Origin of the sequence: Echinicola marina, assembly GCF_020463795.1 — a bacterium.
Classification (GTDB): Bacteria; Bacteroidota; Bacteroidia; order Cytophagales; family Cyclobacteriaceae; genus Echinicola; species Echinicola marina.
The window spans coordinates 115,117-139,151 of record NZ_CP080025.1; the positions used below are offsets into that span (position 1 = coordinate 115,117).

Annotated in this window: 23 protein-coding genes; 12 read left to right on the forward strand and 11 right to left on the reverse strand. The window is 39.1% G+C overall.

Annotated elements, in window-relative coordinates; all coding sequences use genetic code 11:
• Positions 1–30: 30 nt before the first annotated feature.
• Genes KZP23_RS00590 through KZP23_RS00600 form a run of 3 tightly spaced genes read left to right on the forward strand, consistent with a single transcriptional unit; the run spans position 31 to position 2,892 of the window.
• Positions 31–870, forward strand: coding sequence for a prephenate dehydratase (locus KZP23_RS00590; protein WP_226334245.1), 840 nt, complete (start codon positions 31–33; stop codon positions 868–870).
• A gap of 2 nt (positions 871–872) precedes the next feature.
• Positions 873–2,033, forward strand: coding sequence for a pyridoxal phosphate-dependent aminotransferase (locus KZP23_RS00595; RefSeq protein ID WP_226334246.1), 1,161 nt, complete (start codon positions 873–875; stop codon positions 2,031–2,033).
• A gap of 10 nt (positions 2,034–2,043) precedes the next feature.
• Entirely contained in the window at positions 2,044–2,892 is an 849-nt protein-coding gene (locus tag KZP23_RS00600; RefSeq protein ID WP_226334247.1) for a prephenate dehydrogenase, read from the forward strand.
• Here the strand turns inward: KZP23_RS00600 and KZP23_RS00605 are convergent.
• Complete coding sequence (locus tag KZP23_RS00605) at positions 2,889–3,671, reverse strand: ABC transporter substrate-binding protein (RefSeq protein ID WP_226334248.1); 783 nt, start codon at positions 3,669–3,671, stop codon at positions 2,889–2,891. The two genes, KZP23_RS00600 and KZP23_RS00605, sit on opposite strands and share 4 nt — an antisense overlap.
• A 546-nt stretch (positions 3,672–4,217) precedes the next feature.
• Positions 4,218–4,646: a type I restriction enzyme HsdR N-terminal domain-containing protein gene (locus KZP23_RS00610; protein WP_317198028.1), complete on the reverse strand. Its 429-nt coding sequence runs from the start codon at positions 4,644–4,646 to the stop codon at positions 4,218–4,220.
• Positions 4,647–4,738: 92 nt separating this feature from the next.
• On the opposite strand from KZP23_RS00610, the gene KZP23_RS00615 reads away from it, so the two are divergent.
• Positions 4,739–6,376, forward strand: coding sequence for an amidohydrolase (locus tag KZP23_RS00615; protein WP_226334250.1), 1,638 nt, complete (start codon positions 4,739–4,741; stop codon positions 6,374–6,376).
• Positions 6,377–6,391: 15 nt separating this feature from the next.
• Here the strand turns inward: KZP23_RS00615 and KZP23_RS00620 are convergent, their stop codons facing one another.
• A complete protein-coding gene (locus KZP23_RS00620) occupies positions 6,392–7,090 on the reverse strand; it encodes a ComEA family DNA-binding protein (protein ID WP_226334251.1) in 699 nt (232 codons plus the stop codon).
• A 251-nt stretch (positions 7,091–7,341) separates the two neighbouring features.
• On the opposite strand from KZP23_RS00620, the gene hemA reads away from it, so the two are divergent.
• Entirely contained in the window at positions 7,342–8,610 is a 1,269-nt protein-coding gene (hemA, locus tag KZP23_RS00625; protein ID WP_226334252.1) for a glutamyl-tRNA reductase, read from the forward strand.
• A 160-nt stretch (positions 8,611–8,770) separates the two neighbouring features.
• Entirely contained in the window at positions 8,771–10,333 is a 1,563-nt protein-coding gene (locus KZP23_RS00630; protein ID WP_226334253.1) for a WG repeat-containing protein, read from the forward strand.
• Between the two features lie 73 nt (positions 10,334–10,406).
• Here KZP23_RS00630 and floA read toward each other — a convergent pair whose 3' ends face one another.
• From floA to proS, 3 genes are all read right to left on the reverse strand, one after another.
• On the reverse strand, positions 10,407–11,414 hold the full coding sequence (floA, locus tag KZP23_RS00635; RefSeq protein WP_226334254.1) for a flotillin-like protein FloA: 1,008 nt from the start codon (positions 11,412–11,414) through the stop codon (positions 10,407–10,409).
• 3 nt (positions 11,415–11,417) lie between these two features.
• A complete protein-coding gene (locus KZP23_RS00640; RefSeq protein ID WP_226334255.1) occupies positions 11,418–11,879 on the reverse strand; it encodes an NfeD family protein in 462 nt (153 codons plus the stop codon).
• 187 nt (positions 11,880–12,066) lie between these two features.
• On the reverse strand, positions 12,067–13,548 hold the full coding sequence (gene proS / locus KZP23_RS00645) for a proline--tRNA ligase (RefSeq protein ID WP_226334256.1): 1,482 nt from the start codon (positions 13,546–13,548) through the stop codon (positions 12,067–12,069).
• A 132-nt stretch (positions 13,549–13,680) separates the two neighbouring features.
• On the opposite strand from proS, the gene KZP23_RS00650 reads away from it, so the two are divergent.
• Positions 13,681–14,970 carry a hypothetical protein gene (locus KZP23_RS00650; protein WP_226334257.1) on the forward strand — a complete coding sequence of 430 codons (1,290 nt, stop codon included), beginning with the start codon at positions 13,681–13,683 and terminating at the stop codon, positions 14,968–14,970.
• A gap of 109 nt (positions 14,971–15,079) precedes the next feature.
• A complete protein-coding gene (locus tag KZP23_RS00655; RefSeq protein ID WP_226334258.1) occupies positions 15,080–16,576 on the forward strand; it encodes an OmpP1/FadL family transporter in 1,497 nt (498 codons plus the stop codon).
• Here KZP23_RS00655 and KZP23_RS00660 read toward each other — a convergent pair.
• From KZP23_RS00660 to KZP23_RS00670, 3 genes are read right to left on the reverse strand one after another with little or no spacing between them, the layout of a single operon-like run.
• The gene (locus KZP23_RS00660) at positions 16,566–17,096 is read right to left on the reverse strand and encodes a shikimate kinase (RefSeq protein ID WP_262904778.1); all 531 of its coding nucleotides are present in this window, start codon (positions 17,094–17,096) and stop codon (positions 16,566–16,568) included. The genes KZP23_RS00655 and KZP23_RS00660 overlap by 11 nt on opposite strands.
• Positions 17,093–18,190: a BT_3928 family protein gene (locus KZP23_RS00665; RefSeq protein ID WP_226334259.1), complete on the reverse strand. Its 1,098-nt coding sequence runs from the start codon at positions 18,188–18,190 to the stop codon at positions 17,093–17,095. Before KZP23_RS00665 ends, KZP23_RS00660 begins: the two co-directional genes overlap by 4 nt.
• On the reverse strand, positions 18,183–18,734 hold the full coding sequence (locus KZP23_RS00670; RefSeq protein WP_226334260.1) for a DUF1599 domain-containing protein: 552 nt from the start codon (positions 18,732–18,734) through the stop codon (positions 18,183–18,185). The genes KZP23_RS00665 and KZP23_RS00670 overlap by 8 nt, the downstream gene beginning before the upstream one ends.
• Positions 18,735–18,749: 15 nt before the next feature.
• Here KZP23_RS00670 and folP point away from each other — a divergent pair, with 15 nt between their 5' ends.
• Together folP and cdaA are read left to right on the forward strand one after the other, a co-directional pair.
• Complete coding sequence (gene folP / locus KZP23_RS00675) at positions 18,750–19,634, forward strand: dihydropteroate synthase (protein ID WP_226334261.1); 885 nt, start codon at positions 18,750–18,752, stop codon at positions 19,632–19,634.
• Positions 19,631–20,491 (forward strand): diadenylate cyclase CdaA, encoded by an 861-nt coding sequence (gene cdaA / locus KZP23_RS00680; protein WP_226334262.1) that lies wholly within the window; start codon positions 19,631–19,633, stop codon positions 20,489–20,491. The genes folP and cdaA overlap by 4 nt, the downstream gene beginning before the upstream one ends.
• 49 nt (positions 20,492–20,540) lie before the next feature.
• Here the strand turns inward: cdaA and kbl are convergent, their stop codons facing one another.
• Positions 20,541–21,737 carry a glycine C-acetyltransferase gene (gene kbl / locus KZP23_RS00685; RefSeq protein WP_226334263.1) on the reverse strand — a complete coding sequence of 399 codons (1,197 nt, stop codon included), beginning with the start codon at positions 21,735–21,737 and terminating at the stop codon, positions 20,541–20,543.
• Between the two features lie 168 nt (positions 21,738–21,905).
• Here kbl and KZP23_RS00690 point away from each other — a divergent pair, with 168 nt between their 5' ends.
• The gene (locus KZP23_RS00690; protein WP_226334264.1) at positions 21,906–22,862 is read left to right on the forward strand and encodes an NAD-dependent epimerase/dehydratase family protein; all 957 of its coding nucleotides are present in this window, start codon (positions 21,906–21,908) and stop codon (positions 22,860–22,862) included.
• 6 nt (positions 22,863–22,868) lie between these two features.
• Complete coding sequence (locus KZP23_RS00695) at positions 22,869–23,360, forward strand: copper resistance protein NlpE (protein WP_226334265.1); 492 nt, start codon at positions 22,869–22,871, stop codon at positions 23,358–23,360.
• Between the two features lie 18 nt (positions 23,361–23,378).
• Here the strand turns inward: KZP23_RS00695 and KZP23_RS00700 are convergent, their stop codons facing one another.
• A complete protein-coding gene (locus tag KZP23_RS00700; RefSeq protein ID WP_226334266.1) occupies positions 23,379–23,735 on the reverse strand; it encodes a Spx/MgsR family RNA polymerase-binding regulatory protein in 357 nt (118 codons plus the stop codon).
• Between the last annotated feature and the right edge of the window lie 300 nt (positions 23,736–24,035).

Below are 24,035 nucleotides of genomic sequence, written 5' to 3' on the forward strand. Positions count from 1 at the left end.
TTCACCGCCCAATCCTCAACAACTACTAAATTGAAAGCAACCCAAGAAAAAGTAGCCATACAAGGTATCAAAGGTTCATACCATTATCAGGTGGCCCGTACTACTTTTGGACCAGAGGCAGAAATACTGGAATGCCTGACCTTCACGGAACTGGTCAGGAAAATCACCACTGAGGAAGCCACCATCGGTGTATTAGCATTGGAAAACTCCATCGCAGGAGCCATCTTGCCGAATTATGACCTTATGGATAGAAATAACCTCAGAATAACTGGTGAATTCTATCTTCCCATCTCCCATCAACTTATGGCATGGCCGGGACAGAGCATCCAAGAAATCCAAGAGGTTCGCTCCCATCCAATGGCCCTATTACAGTGTAAAGCTTTTTTTGAAGAGTACCCTCATATCCGTTTGGTAGAAGATTTGGATACTGCATCAGTAGCGAAGACCATCCATGAAGAACAGCTAAAAGGAGTAGCGGCTATTGCCGGTAAATCAGCTGCTGAATTTTATAAGTTGGACATTTTGGCCTCTGACATTCAAACCATCAAAAACAATATTACCCGTTTTTGCATAGTCACCAAGGAAAAGGAACAAGTTCCAGCAGAAGGATTTGACAAAGTTTCTCTTAAATTAGTCATTCAAAATGAAAAGGGGAGCTTGGCCAAAGTACTCAACATCATGAGTAAAAACAATCTTGACCTTTCAAAAATCCAATCCCTGCCAGTTATTGATAAACCATGGCATTATGCCTTCTTCATAGATTTAATTTTTGAGAAACTTTCCGATTATCAAACGGCCATGCAGCAAATCCAAGATGCAGGCCATCAGATCAAAATCATGGGAGAGTACAAAAACACCAAAATTGCCTAAACATGATCCAAGCAGCCAATCGCCTGAACAAGGTCAAGGAATACTATTTTTCCAAAAAATTAAGAGAAGTGGCCAGGTTAAAATCAGAAGGTCATGACATTATCAATATGGGAATAGGAAGTCCTGACCTTCCTCCACATCCTTCAGTAATAGAAGCATTAAATAACACCAGTAAGCTGGACAACTCCCATGGCTACCAAAGCTATCAGGGGATTCCGGCACTAAGGGAAGCCATTGCTTCATTCTATGAAAAACATTATGGTGTCAATCTGGACCCGGCTCATGAAATTCTACCCATGATGGGATCCAAGGAAGCCATCATGCACATTTCCATGGCTTACTTGAATCCCGGTGACAAGGTGCTTATCCCAAACCCAGGCTACCCTACCTATACTTCTGTAACAGAATTGGTGGGAGCTGAAGCTATCTATTATGATCTTAAGGGAGAACACCAATGGCTGCCAGATATGGATCAGCTAGAGGAATTCGCTAGCCAAGGAATTAAATTGATGTGGATCAATTACCCCCATATGCCTACTGGTGCAAACGCCAATAAAACTACACTAAAACAGTTGGTGGATTTTGCTATAAAACACCAAATCCTATTGGTTAACGACAATCCATACAGCTTTATATTAACGGAGGAACACCTCAGTATTTTAAGCATTGAGGGAGCAAAGGAAATCGCTTTGGAATTAAACTCATTGAGCAAAACGTATAATATGCCGGGTTGGAGAGTAGGAATGCTCTGTGGAGACAGCCATTTTGTAAAAGAAGTCTTAAAGGTGAAAAGCAATATGGACTCAGGTATGTTCCTGGGCATCCAACAAGGGGCCATTGCCGCATTAAGCCTAGACAACTCCTGGTTTGAACAGATGAACAACATCTACCAAAAAAGAAGGGAATTGATATGGAAACTAGCAGAAAGAATTGGTGCTGTATGTGACAAAAAAAGCTCTGGTATGTTTGTATGGGCAAAGCTTGCAGATAGAACAGACCCACACTCCTTGGTTGACAAACTATTGTATGAAAACCAAATATTCATTACACCCGGAGATATCTTTGGCAGCAATGGCAATGGATATATCAGGTTTTCACTTTGCGTGCCGGAAGATATTATTCAAAAAGCATTCGAGAGAATAAATAGCGCTTGGACCAAATAAACTAATCATCATGAGGAAAATACACATAATAGGCCTTGGCCTTTTGGGCGGCTCCTTTTCATTGGGATTAAGAGCAGCGCTACCTAACCTGACTATTACGGGTATGGACCATAATCAAACTCACCTAGATCAAGCCCTTAGTTTAGGGATTATTGATGAAGCAAAAGCAACTCCTGACCGGGACACTGATATTGTGGTAGTGGCCATACCGGTACATACAATCATTCCTGTTCTAGAAGATTTATTGGACAAGGTCAGTGAACAAACCCTCATCATGGACTTTGGATCCACAAAGGAAAATATCTGTGCCAGTCTCGAGGATCACCCTAAAAGGAAAAACTTTCTTGCAGCTCACCCAATAGCAGGTACAGAATACTCAGGCCCAAGCGCTGCTTTTCCAGGCTTGCTACAAGACAAAATCATGATCCTTTGCGAACTGGAGAAAACAGACCTGCACCTTAAGTCCAAAGCCTATACAGCATTTGAAGCCCTCAACATGAAGATTAGGTTCATGGAACCACATGAACATGACAATCAACTGGCATTTGTTTCCCACCTTTCCCATATCAGCTCTTTTATGCTCGGCAAAACCGTGCTTGATAAAATGCAAGATGATAAAAACATCCTTGATATGGCTGGAAGTGGCTTTGCCTCCACGGTAAGGCTAGCAAAAAGCTCTCCTGACATGTGGGCCCCCATACTTCAGGAAAATAAAGACAATGTGCTAGAAGCTCTCAATGGCTATATCAGAAACCTAACAGAATTCAGGGATCATTTGGCTTATGAACAATTTGAAGACCTGCGTAAAATAATGAAAAAGACCAATCAGATTGGGGAAATTTTAGATCTGAAAAGTTAGACCAATCGCTTTGACAGTGATTTGAAATAAGCAGGCGCATATTGCAGCCGGCTACCATACCAAGAAAACATTTCACCATCCACCAAAACCACTTTACTATGCGGAAACAGCTTCTGGAAGACATCCAAATGTGTTTCTTTAAACGGAAATGGTTCAGAGCTTAGAAAAATGAAATCTGGATTGAGGTCTTCGATTTCTTCTATTTTTAAACTAGGGTATCTTTCACTTTCCAATACATTCTCAAGCCCGTTCCATTTAAGCATCTCATCTATAAAAGTCTTTTTTCCTACGCCGATAATCGGTTCCTGCCAGATCAGGTACAGCACTGTACCTATTCGCGCCACTCTTTTCAACCAGTCTTGCTGTATTTTACCAATTAACTTCTGAGCTTCTCCCTCTTTACCTGTCAGTGCTCCAATATCGGATATCATTTTAAAAGCATCCGACAAATTATAAATATCACTCATCCATACAGGAAACCTCTGCTCCAATATTTCAATACCCTCTCTGTAGTTTTCTTCCTTATTACCGATAATCAAATCAGGTTCTAGAGCCTTAATCACCTCAAACTTGAATTGCTTAGTCCCACCTATAATGGTTTTTTTCTCTTTTAAGCCCTTGGGACGAACACAAAATTTGGTAAGACCGACCAGTTGATCTTCCAAACCTAAATCCACCAACAATTCCGTCTGGGAAGGCACCAAGGAAACAATTCGCTTTGGCATTTTTGCAAGCGTTACCTCCCTCCCCATTTGATCTTTATAAAGCTCTTTCACCATTTTTCATCCAATTTAATACTAAAAAACATTCCTACTCAAGTCCACCCCACAAATATAAACACGTCAGCTAGCAAGAATCGCGCCCCCTGCTAAATAACATAGTTGAACTAAAAAAGACCAAAATCACCCTTATCGAAATTTATTGCTGCATAACACAGAAAACAGCAGTACACAAAAAAATCCCTGAAAAATTCAGGGATTTTTTTAATACCAATTAACCGCATAAAGAAATTTGTTCGCTACTTTTTCTCTGAAAATCCTATTTGGAAACCCCAAGAATCCGCTTGCAACATTTAACGCTTTCAAAAAACAAATTTATCGAAAGGAGTTATGGCACAATTTATAATAAAAAGGAATATAATAAAAATTACCTTTCAATTTATTTAAAACCAATTTTCGTTTTATTGTTTTTCATATAAAAATAAGATCGAATCATCTCACAAATGGCACACCTTCTCTATTTATTCAGGACAATGAGGCACTGCCTCTCCGCCCTGCTGAGCTGAAATTTCACATTAAAGCCGATAATTAGGATCAACGATTTATTTAAACAAAAACAGGAAATTCTTGTAGCTGTTTGTAAGCCCCTGATTTTTGATCATACTGTAAGCAGATATGTTCTAACCCATTACTGATCGCCATAAATTCAGCCCCGATCGTCTTATTGTATACACATACTTGCTCCACCACCTTTTGGTTTAATTTTACTTCAGGAGCTTTGCATTCAACCAAGAAAAAAGGCTTCCCCTCCCGATTAAGCACCAAAATATCGAAACGTTTGTTCAGCTTATTATACTTCAGTCCCCTCTCTAATGAAAATAAGCTTTTGGGGTATTTCTTATAGCTGACTAAATAAAAAATGATATGCTGTCTCACCCATTCTTCAGGAGTCAAAACCAAATATTTCTTTCTTAATGAATCAAAAACACATAACTTCCCATTCTCAGAAGAAAACTGAAAGTTCGTAGTTGGCAAATTAAGAGGCTTATTCAAAAAAGGGTAATCGGCTGCTGTCATGCTGCAAATATCACTGCTTCAAAATGGAAATAAAACTAACCTTAAAAAAAATGAAACCATCTGCTTCAAAATTTTTGTTATCAGGTCTTACTTTTTTGATTTTTGCTTGCCAAGAGAAACAAGCTGTTGACCTTATCATCCATAATGCGGTCATTTACACTGTTGATAAGGATTTTTCAAAAATCGAGGCTATGGCTATTTCAGAGGGAAAATTTCTGGACTTAGGTAGCAATAATGAAATATTGGAGCAATACGAAGCCCCCAACACCTATGACCTCAACGGCCAGTTTATTTATCCAGGATTTATAGATTCCCATGCCCATTTCTACAGGTATGGAACGAGTCTAAAAATCGTCAACTTAGTCGACTCGAAATCTCCAGAGGAAATGCTGGAAAGGGTAAAAGCACATAGAAAAAATCACCCTAACCAAGCTTGGATTTTAGGAAGAGGATGGGATCAAAATCAATGGGAAGAAAAAATCTTTCCCAACAAATCCGCACTTGACCAAGCCTTTCCTAATACCCCGGTCCTACTGACCAGGATAGACGGTCATGCCGCACTAGCCAATCAAAAAGCGTTGGATATGGGAGGTGTCCATGAAAACACAGAAATCCTAGGAGGTAAAGTCATTACTAGTAACGGAAAGACCACAGGACTTCTAGTAGATAATGCTATTGAGATGGTCAGCGCTAAAATCCCTGACATTAGCGAAGCAGAATCACGACAAGCATTAATGGACGCTCAAAAAAATTGCTTTGAAGTAGGCCTGACTTCCGTCGTCGACGCAGGAATAGACAAGGAAACCATTGAACTAATGGAAACCATGCAAAGTGAGGGACTACTTAAAATGAGAATTTATGCTATGGTCAACCCCACGGCAGAAAACAAAGCTTATTATTTTGAGAGGGGTCCCTACCAAGACGAGTCCATAACCGTAAGAAGCTTTAAGATATACGGAGATGGCGCTCTAGGATCGCGAGGGGCTTCCCTATTGGCTCCATACCATGACAGACCTGGCGAAATTGGTTTTCTACTCAACACCTATGAAAACTTCTTGAGTACTGCTGAGGAAATCCATGACCATGGATTCCAAATGAATACTCATTGCATAGGAGATTCGGCCAACAGGACTTTGCTAGACATATATGCCAAAGTTTTAAAAGGGAAAAATGACATGAGATGGAGAATAGAACATGCTCAGGTTGTCAGCCCTAAAGACCTCAGTAAATTTGCTAAATACAATATTATTCCTTCTGTACAGCCCACACATGCGACCTCTGACATGTACTGGGCGGAAGACAGACTAGGCCCGGAAAGGATAAAGACCGCCTATATTTTTAAAGAATTGTTAGATCAAAACGGAAAAATAGCACTGGGCAGTGATTTTCCTGTAGAAAGCATTAATCCCTTATACGGTTTCCATGCAGCAGTATCCAGACAAGATGCAAACAACTGGCCAGAAAAAGGTTTTCAGCCCGAAAATGAGCTGAGTAGGGAAGAAGCATTGAAAGGAATGACTCTCTGGGCGGCTTTCGCAAATTTTGAAGAGCAGTTAAAAGGAAGTATTGAAAAAGGTAAGCTAGCAGACTTTGTTATCCTTAAAAGGGACCTGATGACAGCACCTGAAACCACTCTGAGAAACCTAAATATACAGGCCACTTACCTCGGTGGTGAAAAAGTTTATTAATCAAGTCAAATTTTTCTAAATGCTCAAATAGGGTAACAATCTATCCAACCAGTCCTTGGTGAAAATTTTGATATTCAATAAATCATCCAAGGACTGGTAATCACCGTGCTGCTTCCTATAGGCAATAATCACCTTAGCCTCACCATATTTGACATATGGATGAGCAGCCAAGTCTTTTACTGAAACTTGATTGATATCAATCTTACTTTTTACAGCTGGCTTAAAAATAAAGTACTCAAAAATCCCTTTGGCCACCTCTTCTTTCAGACCATAAACCTCTAGAAGTTGGGATTTTGCATACATCCCCCCTAGCTGCTCCCTGTATTTTACAATCCTGGCTGCCAAAACACTTCCTATACCAGGAACTATCTGAAGTAAAGAAGAATCTGCTTCTGAAAAATCAAGCTTATTGATCAACTCCCTTTCCTGCTTAGGCCTTTCCCACCTTCCAGTATCAGGCGCAGAACTAACACTTGTTTTTACCTTAGAAGCTTGCTCAAAATTATCTTGATTATCAAAGTCATGGATTCTAGCTTCCACCATTTCCAGGTACTTCTCATATTCCCGCTCAGCCGCTCTATCCGAATACCAATCCAATACTTTTGGTATCCATACAAGAACAAACAATATGGGGACAACCAATAAAAATCCCCTAGATTCTCTTTTTGTAAAACCTAAATAGGCCTTCAAAAAATAAAAAATTCTCTTCTTCATAAAAATGACGTTTAAATGAACAGCTATCCTCCTAAAAAACAATAAATTGGAGTAGTGATAGATTTTGACTATCTCCCATAATATAATTGTATTGGAATTATTTTCAAAGATTTAGCATTATTGCATTGAATTAGGAATTCAAAAAAGACCTACATGCTATTTAGACAGATTTTAAATTACACTTAGAAGGTCGAAATAATTCATTTGATCCCTATTCTGTAATAAATTTGCAGTTGAATAACACTTATATAATGCAGCATAAGTTTAGAGCCATAAGTCTATCATACAAGAATGCACCTGTAGAAATCAGGGAAATCATTGCATTAGACAATAAGGCCATACAATCGCTTCTGATAAAGTTAAAGGAATTTTTCAATGTGAAAGACACCCTTATTTTATCTACCTGTAACAGGACAGAAGTGTATTATGCGCATGAATTGGACTTGAGTGTAGAGATCATCAAACTGATCGGTTCTGAAAAGTGTGTGCATGACATCGTCTCCTATCTTGAATTCTTCAATATCATCAATGATGATAAAAAGGCCATCCAGCATCTTTTTAAAGTATCCATGGGCCTAGAAGCTCAGGTTGTGGGTGATATGCAGATTTCCAACCAGGTAAAGCGAGCTTACCAAGCAGCTGCAGATGAAGAAATGGCAGGTCCATTTTTACACCGATTGATGCACACGATCTTTTTCACCAACAAAAGGGTGGTTCAGGAAACTGCTTTCCGTGACGGTGCTGCATCAGTATCTTATGCTGCCGTAGAACTGATAGAAGAACTCACTTCTAACACTAGAAATCCAAGGATCCTATTGATGGGATTAGGTGAAATCGGTGAAGATGTAGCAAAAAATATGGTGTACCTACCCGAGGCAGAAGTCACCTTAACTAACCGTACCTTCGAAAAGGCCCAGAATATGGGAGCTGAATTAGGATATAAGGTTATTCCTTTTGAGGATGTTTATGAAGCGATAGAATCTGCGGATGTGATCGTATCATCCATTTCCGCTAAAGAGCCTTTTATCACCAAGGAACTGGCAAAAAAACTTGATATCAAAAGCTATAAGCTTTTTGTGGACCTTTCAGTACCTAGGAGCATTGAGACCACCATTGAAGACGTACCTGGGGTATTGCTTTATAATGTGGACAATATCCAAAGCAAGGCCACAGCAACCCTTGAAAAAAGATTGGCCTCTGTCCCTCAGGTAGAAAACATCATAGAACAAAGCATTGAAGAGTTTTACGATTGGAAAAAGGAAATGATGGTTTCTCCAACCATTAATAAACTTAAAAATGCACTAGAGCAAATCAGAAAAGAAGAACTTGAGCGCTACCTTAAAAATGCCAGCGAAAAAGAATATGCTATCATTGACAAGATCACCAAAAGCATGATGCAAAAGGTCATTAAAGTACCCGTGGTACAATTAAGGGCTGCCTGCAAAAAAGATCAAGCAGAAGAAATGATCGACATTATCTCTGATTTATTTGACCTGGAAAAAGTAAATATCAAGCATTAACAAGGTTCCAACATCTTCGATTTGTACGGGTGAACAGGCTAAAAAAAGCCTGTAGCCGATTCTCCTATTTCAGGTTTTTTTTGCCACACAAATAAACATTTTTTGAAAATACATACATTCCTAATACTTTTAGGAATTCTACATTAATAAGTAAGTACCTATGAACATTTACGGGAAATGGGCTTTGGCCATTTCAATGTTTTTAACGAGTATCAATCTTTGTCAATCCCAGATTTACGAAGTTTATGATCAGCAGTATAATTTAGTCCAAAAGATCAACAATGACCATATCTTCCTTTTGAGCGAGTCCATCAGGGTGAGCGACAAGGATAAAAAGTTAAAACTCCTCAACCATAGTTACGAGCCTTTTATTGAACTGGAAGGCGCTGAAATCTATCAGTATCTCGCGCCTTGGATCATAGTGACCAATGAAGGGAAATTTGGTGCTTACCATGAGTATGGTGAACAAATCCTCAAAGCAGAATATGACCATATAGATACGCACTATAATCAACTATTGGCCAACAAAGGCAATGTCTATTTCCATTATGACATTGGCAACCAAACATTTCAGACCTTAGGCACCTTTCAAGATGCATTTATTGCACAAAATGGACAAGTCATCGCCAAAATCCCGTCGGGCTATTTACTACCTCTATCCTCTAATCCCAAACAGAAATACCAAGACTTATCTTCCGTTTCCGATGGAACAATCGTATCCCATGAACCAAGTGGTTTTGGTATGATAAACCGAAAAGGGGAATACATACTTGATCCTATTTTGGATAGCTTAAGTCATATTGAAGGAGAATATTTCTATGGCTATAATGAAAACCAATACATGCTCATTAAGGCCTTGGAAGATGATGCAGATATCCGATACAGCAGTTATCATAAAATCAGCTTAGAAGATGACGATGTGATTTTGGAGTATATCCACGGAAAGCTGAGAAGGGTTATGAAAAAAGACGGCATCCTACTGGACATAGTGGGCATGCAGGAAGTTGTCCGCAAAGACCCTGAGCACTATAACGTCTATTTCAAAAATGGAAAAGTAGGTTTATTGGATCAAAAAGGCGTTTGGAGAGTCATTCCAATGGAGGGAGTTACTGCGATCTACCCCGGCAATGAAGACCTATTTGGGGCTGTTAAGGACCATCAGTTTGGTTTTGTAAACAGAAGTGGAAACCTGGTCATCCCATTCCAATTTAATGCAGTCAACAAATTCTCAGAAGGCCTTGCTGGTGTTAAAACCGACAACCAATGGGGCTATATAGACCGCAATGGAGACTTGGTCATCAATTATCAATTTGATGAAGTAGGCGAATTCAATAGAGGCTTAGCCATCGTAAAGAAAAATGGAAAATCCAATCTCATTGACACGAAAGGGAACCTCCTCCTAAAGGATTATTATAATGCCATTTCGCTTTCTGATGACCAGTACTATATCACTGAAGAAAATGACTTGTATGGGATTGTAGACCCACTAGGCAAGGAAATCACCGCCCCTATCTTCCAATCTATCAGGAGAGATGGCTACGATAGAATTATCGTACAAAGGAACAACAAATTTGGAATTTTGAAAGATGATGGTGAACTGGCCCTACCAATTTACTATCAGGCAATTTTGGTAGATAATGCTACTAACAAAATTTTGGCTGAAGACATTTATACCCCACCCTTACTTGAAGATCCCAAGGATAAAAAGAAGAAAAACAAGTAACACAAATAGAAAAGGCGCTAAATTTGATTTTAGCGCCTTTTCTATTTGTGTGTTACAAAATCAATGATAGAAATTATTTTTCACCTTTGGATTTACCATCTCCTTTCTTACCCTCATCAGGTTTGGCAATAGCATCTCTCATTTCAGTATCCGACTTAATATTCTCCATTTTGTAATAATCCATTATCCCAAGATTCCCACTTCGAAAAGCTTCTGAGATAGCTTTTGGAACTTCCGCTTCAGCCTCAACGACTTTAGCTCTCATCTCTACATTACGCGCTTTCATTTCTTGCTCCAAGGCCACGGCCATAGCTCTTCTTTCTTCTGCTTTGGCTTCCGCTACTTTAAGGTCAGCAGAAGCTTGATCAATCTGCAACTTGGCCCCAATATTTGTCCCCACATCAATATCTGCTATATCAATGGACAAAATCTCAAATGCAGTCCCCGCATCCAAGCCCCTTTCCAACACCAACTTGGATATCTTATCAGGGTTTTCCAATACACTTTTATGGGTCTTGGCAGAACCAATAGAAGTAACAATACCTTCCCCTACCCTTGCCAAAATGGTATCCTCACCTGAACCACCCACAAGTTGAGCGATATTTGCCCTTACAGTTACTCTTGCCTTGGCAATCAGCTGAATACCATCAGCGGCCACAGCAGCAACACTTGGGGTATTGATTACTTTTGGATTTACCGAAATCTGAACTGCCTCAAATACATCCCTCCCAGCCAAGTCAATGGCCGTAGCCTGCTTAAAGGAAAGGTTGATATTAGCCTTATCTGCAGAAATCAAAGCTCGGATTACATTAGGAACATTTCCTCCTGCCAGATAGTGCGTCTCCAGTTCGTTGGTCGTCAACGCAAGCCCTGCCTTTGTAGCTGTAATAAGCGAATTTACAATAATGCTCGGCGGTACTTTACGGATCCTCATACCAATCAATTCCCCAATACCCACCTTTACATTGGCAAAAATGGCTGTAATCCAAAGATTGACAGGGACAAAATAAAGAAAAATAAATAGCAATATCAGCCCTCCAAAGGCTGCTACTAGAATAAGTGCTGAATTAGAAAATTCCATAGTCTATTGTTTTATGATAATTCTGTTGTTTTCAAGTTGATGAATCTCTACTTCTACCCCCGCCGAGATAAATCCTGAATTTGATTTGACTTCATATATTTTATCACCAAATTCCGCTTTTCCATAAGGTTTGATATCAGAAAGGGTTTTACCCCGCTGCCCCACCTGCAATCCTACCAAACGATCATCATAAGTTCTATTTGAAATAGTATCCTTTAAAGAAAATCGCTTCCAAACACCGGATTTGAAACCATAGAATATGACCACTACATTGGCCAACACAGTCGCCCCCAAGACAATCAAAGCTGTCTGTGAGGCATAATTCTGGAAGGCAAAGAATATCCCCAATCCACTAAACAAGAACCCCAAAACGCCAACCAAAGTGGTTCCAGGAACAAAAATCACTTCCAATAAGACCAATGCCAGCCCTATCAAAAGAAGGCCTATTATAATTACCCAAGTCATAAAAATTAAAATTGATTTGCTGAAAATAGAGAGATTTTTCGGGATTATAAAATGAAAATAAAAGTTTGACAATAGCCAAAAATCACTTTTGTACATCCCTTAAACAAAACTGCCTCAAACGGCCTTTCAGTCAAAATCAAGACCTGAAGAACCTTCTGAGGCAGCCAGTTTATAAACATAAGATTACTTAGTAGGCCTTGGCAAATAAAACCCTTCCTTTTGATGGCTTGCCCGTCAACACGCACTCACCTGCTTCTGCTATTTGATCCAATGGAATACATCTAATTGTAGCCTTTGTCAATTCCTTGATCTTTTCTTCCGTCTCAGAAGTACCATCCCAATGCGCAGAAACAAAACCTCCTTTCTCTTCCAAAACAGATTGGAATTCCTCCCAAGTATCCACTTCAGTGGTTTTCTCATTACGGAAATCTAAGGCCTTTTGATAAATATTAGCTTGGATTTCATCTAATAAATCTACCAAAAGCTTTTCTATCTCTACTTCCCCCAGATTGACCATTTCTTTGGTCAAGGTATCTCTCCTTGCCACTTCAATGGTGTTATTAGCCAAATCCCTTGGCCCCATTGCTATTCTTACCGGCACACCTTTCAATTCATACTCTGCAAATTTCCAGCCTGGCTTGTGGGTATCTCTATGATCAAACTTCACCGATATTCCCAATGGCTTCAATTTATTCATGATTTCATGTGCCTTTTCTTCGATAGCCAGCAATTCCTCCTCACTCCTAAATATAGGAATGATCACTACCTGAATGGGTGCCAATTTAGGAGGCAAAACCAGTCCTTTATCATCTGAATGAGCCATGATCAAAGCCCCCATTAGGCGGGTACTCACCCCCCAAGAAGTCCCCCAAACATATTCTAGTCCCCCCTCCTTAGTTGCAAATTTCACATCAAAAGCTTTGGCAAAATTCTGCCCAAGAAAATGAGAGGTTCCAGCTTGCAGGGCCTTGCCATCCTGCATCATCGCCTCTATACAGTAAGTCTCCTCCGCGCCTGCAAAACGTTCATTTTCTGTTTTTAGCCCTTTCACGACAGGCACCCCCATATATTCCTCCGCAAACTGGGCATATACATTCATCATTTGCTCAGTTTCTTCTATGGCTTCTTCACGTGAAGAATGCGCAGTGTGTCCTTCTTGCCATAAAAATTCCGCTGTTCTGAGAAACAATCTGGTTCTCATCTCCCATCTCACCACATTGGCCCATTGGTTCACCTTCAAAGGTAAATCCCTATAAGACTGTATCCAATTCTTATAAGTACTCCAAATCACCGTCTCAGAAGTAGGACGGACTATTAGCTCTTCCTCCAACTTGGCCTCAGGATCTACCACTACACTTTTATTGTCCTCCGAATTCTTTAGTCTGTAATGAGTAACCACAGCACATTCTTTGGCAAAACCTTCCACATGACTTGCCTCTTTGGACAAATACGACTTAGGGATAAAAAGCGGAAAATAAGCATTACTATGTCCTGTATCCTTAAACATCTGGTCCAGTTGCTGTTGCATCTTTTCCCAGATCGAATAACCATAGGGCTTAATGACCATACACCCTCTCACAGCGGAATTCTCCGCCAAATCAGCTCTTTTCACTAGTTCATTGTACCACAGGGAGTAATCCTCACTTCTTTTTGGCAGACCTTTGCTCATTTGTATTATTTGTTGTTTTGAAAAAACTATTTAACTTTAGTTTCTATTTTGGGAAGCAAATATAAATTAAAAAATTATAACCATCTTCCGAAGAGCACGTATATAGTGTTGAGTGTTGTAAACTAAACTATTATGAATAAAATTTTCGCATATCGATACCTTGGTTTCCTTGCCGCCCTGGGAATGGTTGGATGTAGCAGTAGTTATAGTGCTATGAATGGAGAATCAGACGACATGTATTTCATGGCTTCGGATGATGCAGTAGTAACAGCAAATGCAGTTTCCAATAATACACCAAACAACTTCAGCAGATATGCTGAAGTCGAGGATACAGAGCAATATGCTCAGGAAAATTTTTCAGCTAAAAATGTTAATCCTGAATATATCGCAAAATACCAAGTCCAAAATGACACGATAACAGACGATATAGTGTATTTTGACGATGCCCCAGTTGAAGGTAATACCCAGGGAAGCGGAGATGTCAATGTTTACAATAATTTTTATGGTTATAGCAATCCGAAAGGCAATAGCTCTTGGAATACTAATCCATGGATGTACAGCTCTTTAGGATTCTATGGCGGACCTTATGGGTTATATCCTAGCTTTGGTTTCGGAGGATTTTACGACCCCTTCTGGGATCCTTGGTATGGTTTTAGGCCAGGATTCAACCTATCTATTGGGTTTGGGTTCGGTTTTGGAAGACCATGGGGCTACAGACCGTTTTATAGTCCATTCTACGATCCTTTCTGGGGACCTAGTTACGCTTATGGCGGAGGATATTATGGAGGTTACTATGGCGGATATTATGGTCGACCTGTTATCATCAATAATATTTACTCAAATGAAAGCAGAAGAATTGTAAGAGCCGCAAGTTCAAGAAGAGGTAGCTCAGTAATTTCCGCCAGTACAAGAAGGGCCACTTCCCCTACAGCTTCAAGAACCGATGCAAGAAGAAGTTTGGTCAACAGGGTCGACGCTAGTAGTAGCAGATCTTCCACAGATTTTAACAGATCTCAAAACGATTATACCAATGGCAGAAGCAGAATTACTTCCGCCACGCCAAGCAGGAGAACTGCTAACTCTGCAGTGATGACACGTCCTAGCAGCAGTGAAAGATCCAGAAGTGCTTACAGTCCAAGCAGAAGTACCACAAACCGCTCTGTGGCTCCTTCTAGCAGAACTAGATCCACTTACTCTGCCCCAAGTAGCAGAACCAGAAGTTCTTCACCATCATATAACAGGAGTTCTTCCCCTTCTTATAACAGAAGCAGTACGCCCAGTAGGTCCAGTAGTACTTATTCGACTCCTACTAGAACCAGAAGTTCTAGTAGCTATACTCCATCCAGAAGTAGCTCATCATCTTCCAGGAGCTCAGGAAGCGTGAGCAGAAGCTCTGGAGGTTCAAGAAGAGGGGGAAATTAATCCCCCTTTTTTTACAACATTTCCTTTCTCTTTCGTTAAATATTCAAGTATCCTGATAACAAAACTTAATGGCTTTTATTAGCCAGTGGGATTTCCATTTGAAAAATTTATGAGATTTAGTACTAAAAAAATTTTGGGCACAGTTCTTTTGGGGATTTTGTCTATCAATTTATCAAAAGCCCAAACCTTCGATGACGCATTGAGGTATAGTTATTATAATGCTACAGGCTCTGCAAGAATAATGGGGATTGGAGGCAGCCAGTTTGCCCTTGGAGGAGACGTTTCTAATATTTCCGGAAACCCCGCAGGTTTGGGATTCTTCAGAAAATCTGAATTCAGCTTTACCCCTTCCTATGAAAACTGGCAATCAAATTCCAGTATCAATGGACAAAGCCAGTCTGAAAACACAGGGAATTTTTCCCTTCCGAATTTAAGTATGGTATTCAGTACGGCAAAAGACCCTCTCAATCGTGACAGCTGGAGAGGCCACTCTTTTGGTATTAGTATCAATAGGATCAGTAACTTTAACAATACTTTTAGTTACTCTCATAACCAAAGTCCTTCTTCACTATTAGATTATTATGCGGCAAGTTATATTGATGGAGAACCACCAGTTGGAGACCCTTCTGGACTCCCATTAGATGTGGAACTGGTATACTTTGACAATGCCACTCAGAACTTTTACCCTTCAGATTACACCTATAATTATAATGCTGACGGCACCCCTAACTACAATGACCCGATCGCCCCAAATCAGTCTGAACTTGTAGAAAAAGAAGGCAGTTTAAGTCAAGTTACCTTTGCTTACGGCTCAAACTATAAAAACAAACTGTTTATAGGTGGGTCAATCGGTATTACATCCTTCAGTTTTTCTTCTTATAAAACCTTTAATGAAGAATTTATTGACAACCAAAATATCAAAGCCTTGGATTACACCATGCGAGAAAACCTTGGGCAAAGCGGCACAGGTATTAACCTTAATGCAGGCTTAATCTATAAACCTATAGACCAAATTAATATTGGACTGTCTTATAGCTCTCCTACTTGGTACAGGTATGATGATAATTTTGATGCAGATATTACAGCAGAGTTTTTTGGTTTGGATGGAGCGTCAGAAGGTGAAGTATATGCACAAAGCAATATTTATTCTTCCCCCATCAACCTAAGAACCCCAAGTAAATTGAGTGCAGGAGCAGCCTTCTTTATCAATAAGAATGGTTTTATCACGGCTGATATAGATTATCTTAATTATGGCTCCATGCACCTCTCCTCTCCTGATTATAGCTTAACGGGAACAAATGATGAAATCAGTATTTCCGCTGGAGACGCTTTGAATTACAGAATTGGAGCTGAGTATAGGGTGAACTTATTTAGATTTAGGGCGGGTACAGCACTTTATGGTGATCCATATAAAAACACTGATTTTGACAGGACCAAAACTCAATATACTGGAGGAATAGGCGTAAAACTAGCTAAAATGTACATAGACTTTGCTTTTGTTCACAGTCAGTTTGACACCTTTTATTTACCATATCCTGGAACTGATATCATTTCAACTGATAATAAAAGTAATAAAGGAATGCTTACTTTTGGATTTAATTTCTAAAATAGGTCATCAGCTCAGAAATAAGAAACTCAGTGGTAATATCATCTCCGCTGAGTTTTATTTTTGCCTTCTGATAAAACTCCTCCCTTTCTGTCAATAAATCATATAGCTTTTGTGAAATTTCTGCCGTATCCAATCCTTGAAACATCGGGCGCTTGTCGGCTTCATTTTTAGTCAAACGCTTCAAAAGCTCACTGACACTTACTTCCAAATACACTGAAATCCCCCTTTGGTTGATCAGCTCCATATTCTCATTATAACAAGGCGCTCCCCCACCGGTTGAGAGCAAAAAGGAAGATTCTTTTTCCAATAATGCAGCCAACACCTTTGTTTCCAACTTCCTGAAATACCCCTCTCCTTTTGACAAGAAAATCTTGGGTATTTCCATCCCTTCCGCCCTGACGATTTCTTCATCAAGATCATAAAAATCAAAATTTAATTGTTTGGCCAGTAGCTTACCTAGGGTTGATTTACCAGAACCAGGCATACCTATCAAAACAATCTTAGAATGGTGCTTCATGGAGAGAGTAAACTTTTTACTTCCTCTGATTGAGGAGTATTATTGATGTGATATTTTTTTACTATAGTTCCTTCTTGGATCAATATTATTCCCGGGTTGGAACGTATCATTGTTTTCACCACTGTGGCATCCCCATAATAATATGGAATATCCCACCCCTTTTCTGCCAAAAGGCCCTCAATTTCTTCAGCAGAACTTGCCGTAATAACTAGCACCTCTATATCACCTTTCAATTCATTAACCAAAGGGGTAATTTTATCCAACTCATTTTTGTCAACTTTCTCAAGGTTATTAAACAAAACCAACACTTTGTTTCCTTCAAGGATCAAGTCAGTAAAATCCCCCTGGTCTGTCCATACTGCAAAATCAGAAATTTTGGGCAAAAACTCAGGATTCTTAAGCTGCATATCCACAAACTCATAACTTTCATCTGTAGGGTACTCATCCAATATCACTTCCTTCCCATCCTTGCTCATGATATAGCGGTATTCTAGCGTTCCAGAAGGCTGCATAGCTTTTTGAATATTTACCCCTTCCTTATACGCTCTAAAATCAATAATAGGAAGATTCCTAATGGCGTAAATAGACACCAACAGAGCTCCTAAGAAGCTTAACATGACAACGACTTTTGCCCACTTTCCATTACTATCCAACAGGTCCTTTTTAAATAAAAACAACACCCCAATCAACACCAATAGAACAATATCCTTATAAAAGGATTGCCAAGGAGTTAATTTGATTGCATCTCCAAAACAACCACAATCTGTAACTTTGTTAAAATAGGCTGAATAAAAAGTTAGAAATGTAAAGAACACAATAAGCAGCAACAAGAAATTAACGGTCAGGTTTTTCTTGACATTAAAAATCAGCATCACACCCAAAACTACCTCCAATACAATCAAAACAACCGATATAGTCAATGAATAAGGTATAAATACCTTAAAAAAACCCGCTATATCCTGCGAAAACACCTCGAAATACTCCTTCAGCTTAATAGAGGTCCCCACAGGATCATTCACCTTGATAAGCCCTGAAAAAACAAACAAGCCTCCGACCAAAAAGCGAAACAAGTTTAATATTATCTTTTTAAGCATTTTTTGCTTCCTTTAACTTGATCAAACAAAATACGGAATAATTAATCATGTCCTGATAGTTGGCATCCACGCCTTCAGAAGCCAAAGTCTTACCTTGATTGTCTTCAATTTGTTTAACCCGATATAATTTCATCAAAATAATATCAGTAATAGAAGAGACACGCATATCTCTCCATGCTTCCCCATAATCATGGTTCTTGTTTTCCAAAAGGGAACGGGTAGCATCCACCCATTTATCATACAAAGGCTGTAATTCCTCAAAACTAAGTTCAAGCCTATCATCATCCTTTAGATCCAACTGAATCAGCGCTATGATACAATAATTGATAATCCCAATAAATTCATCTTGAATAGGATCATTAACCATCTGAGTCCCTTTCTCCTGAATGGAACGAATTCTTTGAGCCTTGATGAATATCTGATCTGTAATAGAGGGCAGACGAAGTATTCTCCAAGCTGTTCCGTAATCAATGGTTTTCTTCTTAAAAAGTTCTTTACAAAGGGTAATAACTTGATTATATTCGCCTACTGTTTGCGTTTTCAAAGCAATATTGATTTAATGAAAGATACTCCAAAGTCTTCTTTAGAAATCGAAGATAAATTATTTCCCTCAAAAATAACACTTCAAATCAAAGGAAAGCTCCTATTCTTAAAAGATCCTTGCGTAATGGGAATCCTGAACATTACTCCGGATTCCTTTTATGCAAAAAGCAGAGTCAATCAAAATGAATCCCAAATCTTGGATAAGGCTGAAAAAATGATTCAAGAGGGGGCCGAAATTCTTGACATTGGAGGGTATAGTAGCAGGCCCGGTGCAATAAACATTAGTACAGAAGAAGAAATCCAACGGGTCATTCCATCCGTAAATTCCATTAAGCAGCGTTTCCCTGACACATTATTATCCATCGATACTTTCAGACATGAGGTAGCAAAAGCCGCAGCTGATGTAGGGGCTGATATTATCAATGATATTTCTGGAGGAGAGCTAGATCAAAAAATGATCCCAACCGTGGGGAAATTAAAAATCCCGTATATCTGCATGCATATGAGGGGCAATCCTGAAACCATGCAGGCCAAAACGGAGTATAATAATATTGAAAAGGAAGTTTTACTTTTTTTCAGCGAAAAGATAAAGCAATGCCAAGAAGCTGGTATTCATGACATCATCCTTGATCCTGGCTTTGGCTTTGCCAAAACTATCGAGCAAAATTATAGGATTATTAAAAACTTATCTTATTTTAAGTCTATTAAAAGCCCTATATTAGCAGGAGTCTCTAGAAAATCTATGATTTATAAAACACTAGAGATTACTCCTGAAGAAGCCTTAAACGGAACTACAGCCTTGAATATGGCTGCCCTGATTAATGGCGCTAAGATCCTAAGAGTACATGATGTAAAAGAAGCTAAAGAAACGATAAGATTATATAAAAACATTTACCCTTGAACTTACTATTTAAAATAGGTTTTTTAGACGTATCTATCGTCAATATTATAGACATCACCTTGGTCAGTGTTCTGATTTACCAAGTCTATAAATTGATGCGGGGAAGTGTTGCGATCAAAATTTTCTTGGGATTCCTATCACTCTATCTGGTTTATTTGGTCGTTAATGCCGCTAAAATGGAGCTACTTTCCATTATTTTAGGCCAATTCATGGGAGTCGGTGTAATCGCTGCAATCATCTTATTTGCCCCTGAAATCAGGAAATTTCTCCTCATCATTGGTAAAACCTCCATCCTGTCCAATGAAAATGTACTTCAGGAATTATTGTTCTGGAGAAAGAAGGAAACCATGGCCTTTAACATCACACCAATCATTGAAGCATCCAAGTCTTTAGCAGGGACCAGTACCGGAGCCCTCATTGTGATCTCCAGAAATTCAGAATTAAAATTTTACGCTGACAGTGGTGACCTTATTGATGCCGTGGTATCCAAAAGATTATTGATATCCATTTTCAATAAGTACAGCCCTTTACATGATGGTGCTGCAATCATTTATAATGGAAAGGTAAAAGCCGCCCGTTGTATTTTACCTGTTACAGAAAAAGAACTTCCTGCCCATTTTGGATTGAGGCATCGAGCAGCCATTGGAATGTCAGAGGCTACGGATACTTTGGTATTGATCGTATCTGAAGAAACTGGCCAAGTTTCAATGGCCAAAAATGGAAATATCCTTCACAACCTTTCATTTCAGGAAGTCAGAGAAATGATTAACGCCTACTTAACCGGAACGGATATAGATGATAAATTTGAATATATAAGCCCCTTTGAAAGTAAAAAATTAAAAACAGCGTCCAACTGAAGTATAAAAAAGGCAGCCTACTATTTGCTGACTGCCTCTATTTTTTCACTTACTTAATCACATCCAGTTCTTTCCCAACAGCGATAAACGCTTCAATAGCTTTATCTAAATGTGATCGATCATGAGCCGCTGAAATTTGTACCCTGATCCTTGCTTGACCTTTTGGCACTACAGGATAGTAGAAACCTATTACATAAACCCCTCTTTCCAATAGTTTTTCTGCCATCTTTTGCGACAATACTGCATCATACAACATAATAGGTACAATTGGATGCACACCAGGCTTAATATCAAAACCAGCCTCTGTCATCTTTTCCCTAAAATAACGGGTATTATCCTCCAGTTTATCCCTTAGCTCGGTAGTACTGCTAAGCAGATCAAATACAGCTATGGAAGCTCCAGTGATCGACGGCGCCAGTGTATTGGAGAACAAATAAGGTCTGGACCTTTGTCTCAGGATATCTATGATTTCTTTTCTTCCAGAGGTAAATCCACCAGAAGCCCCTCCAAGAGCCTTACCTAGGGTACCAGTAATGATATCCATCTTGCCCATCACACCTTTTAATTCATGGACGCCTCTCCCCGTTTTACCGATAAACCCAGTAGAATGACACTCATCAGACATGACTATTGCGCCATATTTCTCCGCCAGTTCAACGATTTTATCCATTTGCGCAATTGTTCCATCCATAGAGAAGGCGCCATCTGTCACAATTAATTTCTGCTGGGCTCCTTTTTCGGTAGCTTCCTTTAGCTGCTCTTCAAGGTCCTCCATGTCATTATGCTTATACCTAAAGCGCATGGCCTTACAAAGTCTCACCCCATCAATGATAGAAGCATGATTAAGGGCATCAGAAATAATGGCATCCTCAGGGCCTAATAACGGCTCAAAAACGCCTCCATTGGCATCAAATGCAGCCGCATACAAAATCGTATCTTCTGTACCCAAAAACTCACTGATCTTTCTTTCCAATTCCTTATGGATATCCTGTGTACCACAAATAAAACGCACTGAAGACATACCATAACCATGGCTATCAATGGCATCCTTAGCAGCTTGAATTACCTTGGGGTGACTGGAAAGGCCCAAGTAATTATTGGCACAAAAATTCAAAACCACCTTCCCTTCATCAGTGGATATTTCAGCCCCCTGTGGGGAAGTAATGATTCTTTCGGTCTTGTAGAGTCCTGAATCTTTAATTTCTTTCAGTTCCTTTTCTAATTTCTCTTTCAAACTTTCGTACATTTTTTATTTGGATTTAAATTCTATTTATTACTTTGAGAAATCTTTCGTCTAAATGTAGTTGAAATTATTTATAAATGGTAAAATTGAAATTATTAATTTTACACAAATATAAACCCTAAACGTTAAAAGAGATTAAGCTAAAATGATTTAGCTAAGCTCAGGAAAATTATGGAAAAAATACTAATTACCGGAGCAGCCGGACAATTGGGCTCAGAGCTTACCTTAGCATTGGCTGAGATTTATGGTGGAGAGAATATCTTTGCCACAGATATCAATGAGTCAGTAGCACACAAATTTGATTATTGCAATTTCCTTCCACTAAATGTAATGGATCGGGAAGGATTGACAAAAATCGTCAAAAACGAAAAAATCACACAGATATACCATCTAGCGGCCATCCTTTCTGCCACAAGTGAAAAGAACCCTCTCTTTGCTTGGCAACTCAACATGGAAAGCTTGCTCTCCATTTTAGAATTGGCAAAAGAGCAAAAGCTGAATAAAATTTATTGGCCATCCTCCATTGCTGTTTTTGGCCCCAACACGCCATTGCAAAACACACCCCAGCACTGTATCATGGACCCTAACACCGTCTATGGCATTTCAAAACAAGCTGGAGAAAGATGGTGTGAATACTACTTCCAAAAACACAATGTAGATGTAAGAAGCATCAGGTATCCAGGATTGATTGGCTATAAATCATTGCCAGGTGGCGGAACAACCGATTACGCAGTAGATATCTTCCACAAAGCCATCGAAGGAGAAGATTTTGAGTGCTTCTTGAAAGAAGACACCTATCTTCCCATGATGTATATGCCTGATGGGATCAAAGCCACCCTCGACCTTATGCACGCACCTGCTGAAAACATCAAAATCAGGTCTAGTTATAACCTTGGAGGAATCAGCTTCAACCCAAAGGAACTTTATGATTGTATCATTAGTCAAGGCGCAAAATTCAATATTAGTTACAATCCGGATTTTAGACAAAACATCGCGGACACTTGGCCTGACAGCATTGACGATAGTGCTGCCCAAAAAGACTGGGATTGGAAACATTCCTATGGGTTGGAAGAGATGACCAAAGATATTTTGACTAACTTACCAGAGTTTTTAGTCAATTTTAAATAATTAAAGATGAAAAATTTCTATCTGCTAAGCATCGCTGTTCTTTTCTATCTGACATTTGCCTGTGATCAACCTGCAAATGAAACGGCTAACCAAGAACAGCCGGAAACAGGAATTTCCACCGCAGCAGATAAGATCCTCGAGAAAAAAACTTCAACTTGGTACACCTACGAAGGAACCATTCCTTGTGCTGACTGTAAAGGCATAAAAATGGTTCTTCAACTGGAGAACAATCCCGACAAGACCATTAGAGAGTTTAGGTTGACAGAAACTTACCTAGACACTCCAGAAGGTGACAGAAGCTTTGAAACCACTGGCACTTACGAAGTGAGCTATGGCATGAAAGCTGATCCAGGAGCCATGTTGATAAGCTTAATTGATGAGAATGACCAACAATTCAAAACTTTTCTTCAAGAAAAAGATGGTATTCACTTCACCCTCTTGGACAAAAACAAAAATAAAATTGATTCGAATTTGAACTATACTTTGACACAAAAATAAAACCTGGCTAGCCAGGTTTTATTTTTTACCTAATATTTCTTCTTTTTTAAAGCCTGCCTGAATCTCACCATCAGGAAAAACCATTACTGGCCTTTTGATCATGCTACTATTTTTTGACAATAAAGGGATGGCGCTTGAGGCTGATTCTGCCTGGGCCTTTTCTTCATCACTCAATTTTCTATATGTAGTCCCTCGTTTATTCAACAAAACTTCCAATGGAACCTTGGAAAGAAAGGATCCTAAAAGTTCAGCTGTTGGCTGCTCCTTTTTATAATCATGAAAATCGTATTCCATCCCATTTTCTTCCAACAACTTAAAAGTCTTCTTCATTGTATCACAATTCTTGATACCATATACTTTTATCTTTTCTTGCATATATTTTCTATTTTGATGCTAATTTATTAGATCAAAAGTAATAGACTGGCTTTTTCCGGGCAATTATTTCATTAAAATATCCAGCATAAAAGCTGATCAATAATCATTAACACAATAACCAAGTAAGCCACTTATTTGTATTGAATGAAAAAGAACAGAAAATTAACCAAATGTCTAAATTGTGACCAAAACTTAAACCTTGAGGACAATTTCTGTCCTAACTGTGGTCAGGAGAACATGGACAAAAATGTCTCCATTGGGCTTTTTATCAAAGATTTTTTCTCCAATTATATCAGCTTT

What these genes read in the sequence shown, in the direction of transcription:
- KZP23_RS00595 (WP_226334246.1), top strand. Translation starts at nt 873, where the DNA reads ATGATCCAAGCAGCCAATCGCCTGAACAAGGTCAAGGAATACTATTTT.
- KZP23_RS00600 (WP_226334247.1), top strand. Translation starts at nt 2,044, where the DNA reads ATGAGGAAAATACACATAATAGGCCTTGGCCTTTTGGGCGGCTCCTTT.
- KZP23_RS00605 (WP_226334248.1), bottom strand. Translation starts at nt 3,671, where the DNA reads ATGGTGAAAGAGCTTTATAAAGATCAAATGGGGAGGGAGGTAACGCTT.
- KZP23_RS00615 (WP_226334250.1), top strand. Translation starts at nt 4,739, where the DNA reads ATGAAACCATCTGCTTCAAAATTTTTGTTATCAGGTCTTACTTTTTTG.
- KZP23_RS00620 (WP_226334251.1), bottom strand. Translation starts at nt 7,090, where the DNA reads ATGAAGAAGAGAATTTTTTATTTTTTGAAGGCCTATTTAGGTTTTACA.
- hemA (WP_226334252.1), top strand. Translation starts at nt 7,342, where the DNA reads ATGCAGCATAAGTTTAGAGCCATAAGTCTATCATACAAGAATGCACCT.
- KZP23_RS00630 (WP_226334253.1), top strand. Translation starts at nt 8,771, where the DNA reads ATGAACATTTACGGGAAATGGGCTTTGGCCATTTCAATGTTTTTAACG.
- floA (WP_226334254.1), bottom strand. Translation starts at nt 11,414, where the DNA reads ATGGAATTTTCTAATTCAGCACTTATTCTAGTAGCAGCCTTTGGAGGG.
- KZP23_RS00640 (WP_226334255.1), bottom strand. Translation starts at nt 11,879, where the DNA reads ATGACTTGGGTAATTATAATAGGCCTTCTTTTGATAGGGCTGGCATTG.
- proS (WP_226334256.1), bottom strand. Translation starts at nt 13,548, where the DNA reads ATGAGCAAAGGTCTGCCAAAAAGAAGTGAGGATTACTCCCTGTGGTAC.
- KZP23_RS00650 (WP_226334257.1), top strand. Translation starts at nt 13,681, where the DNA reads ATGAATAAAATTTTCGCATATCGATACCTTGGTTTCCTTGCCGCCCTG.
- KZP23_RS00655 (WP_226334258.1), top strand. Translation starts at nt 15,080, where the DNA reads ATGAGATTTAGTACTAAAAAAATTTTGGGCACAGTTCTTTTGGGGATT.
- KZP23_RS00660 (WP_262904778.1), bottom strand. Translation starts at nt 17,096, where the DNA reads ATGAAGCACCATTCTAAGATTGTTTTGATAGGTATGCCTGGTTCTGGT.
- KZP23_RS00665 (WP_226334259.1), bottom strand. Translation starts at nt 18,190, where the DNA reads ATGCTTAAAAAGATAATATTAAACTTGTTTCGCTTTTTGGTCGGAGGC.
- folP (WP_226334261.1), top strand. Translation starts at nt 18,750, where the DNA reads ATGAAAGATACTCCAAAGTCTTCTTTAGAAATCGAAGATAAATTATTT.
- kbl (WP_226334263.1), bottom strand. Translation starts at nt 21,737, where the DNA reads ATGTACGAAAGTTTGAAAGAGAAATTAGAAAAGGAACTGAAAGAAATT.
- KZP23_RS00690 (WP_226334264.1), top strand. Translation starts at nt 21,906, where the DNA reads ATGGAAAAAATACTAATTACCGGAGCAGCCGGACAATTGGGCTCAGAG.
- KZP23_RS00695 (WP_226334265.1), top strand. Translation starts at nt 22,869, where the DNA reads ATGAAAAATTTCTATCTGCTAAGCATCGCTGTTCTTTTCTATCTGACA.
- KZP23_RS00700 (WP_226334266.1), bottom strand. Translation starts at nt 23,735, where the DNA reads ATGCAAGAAAAGATAAAAGTATATGGTATCAAGAATTGTGATACAATG.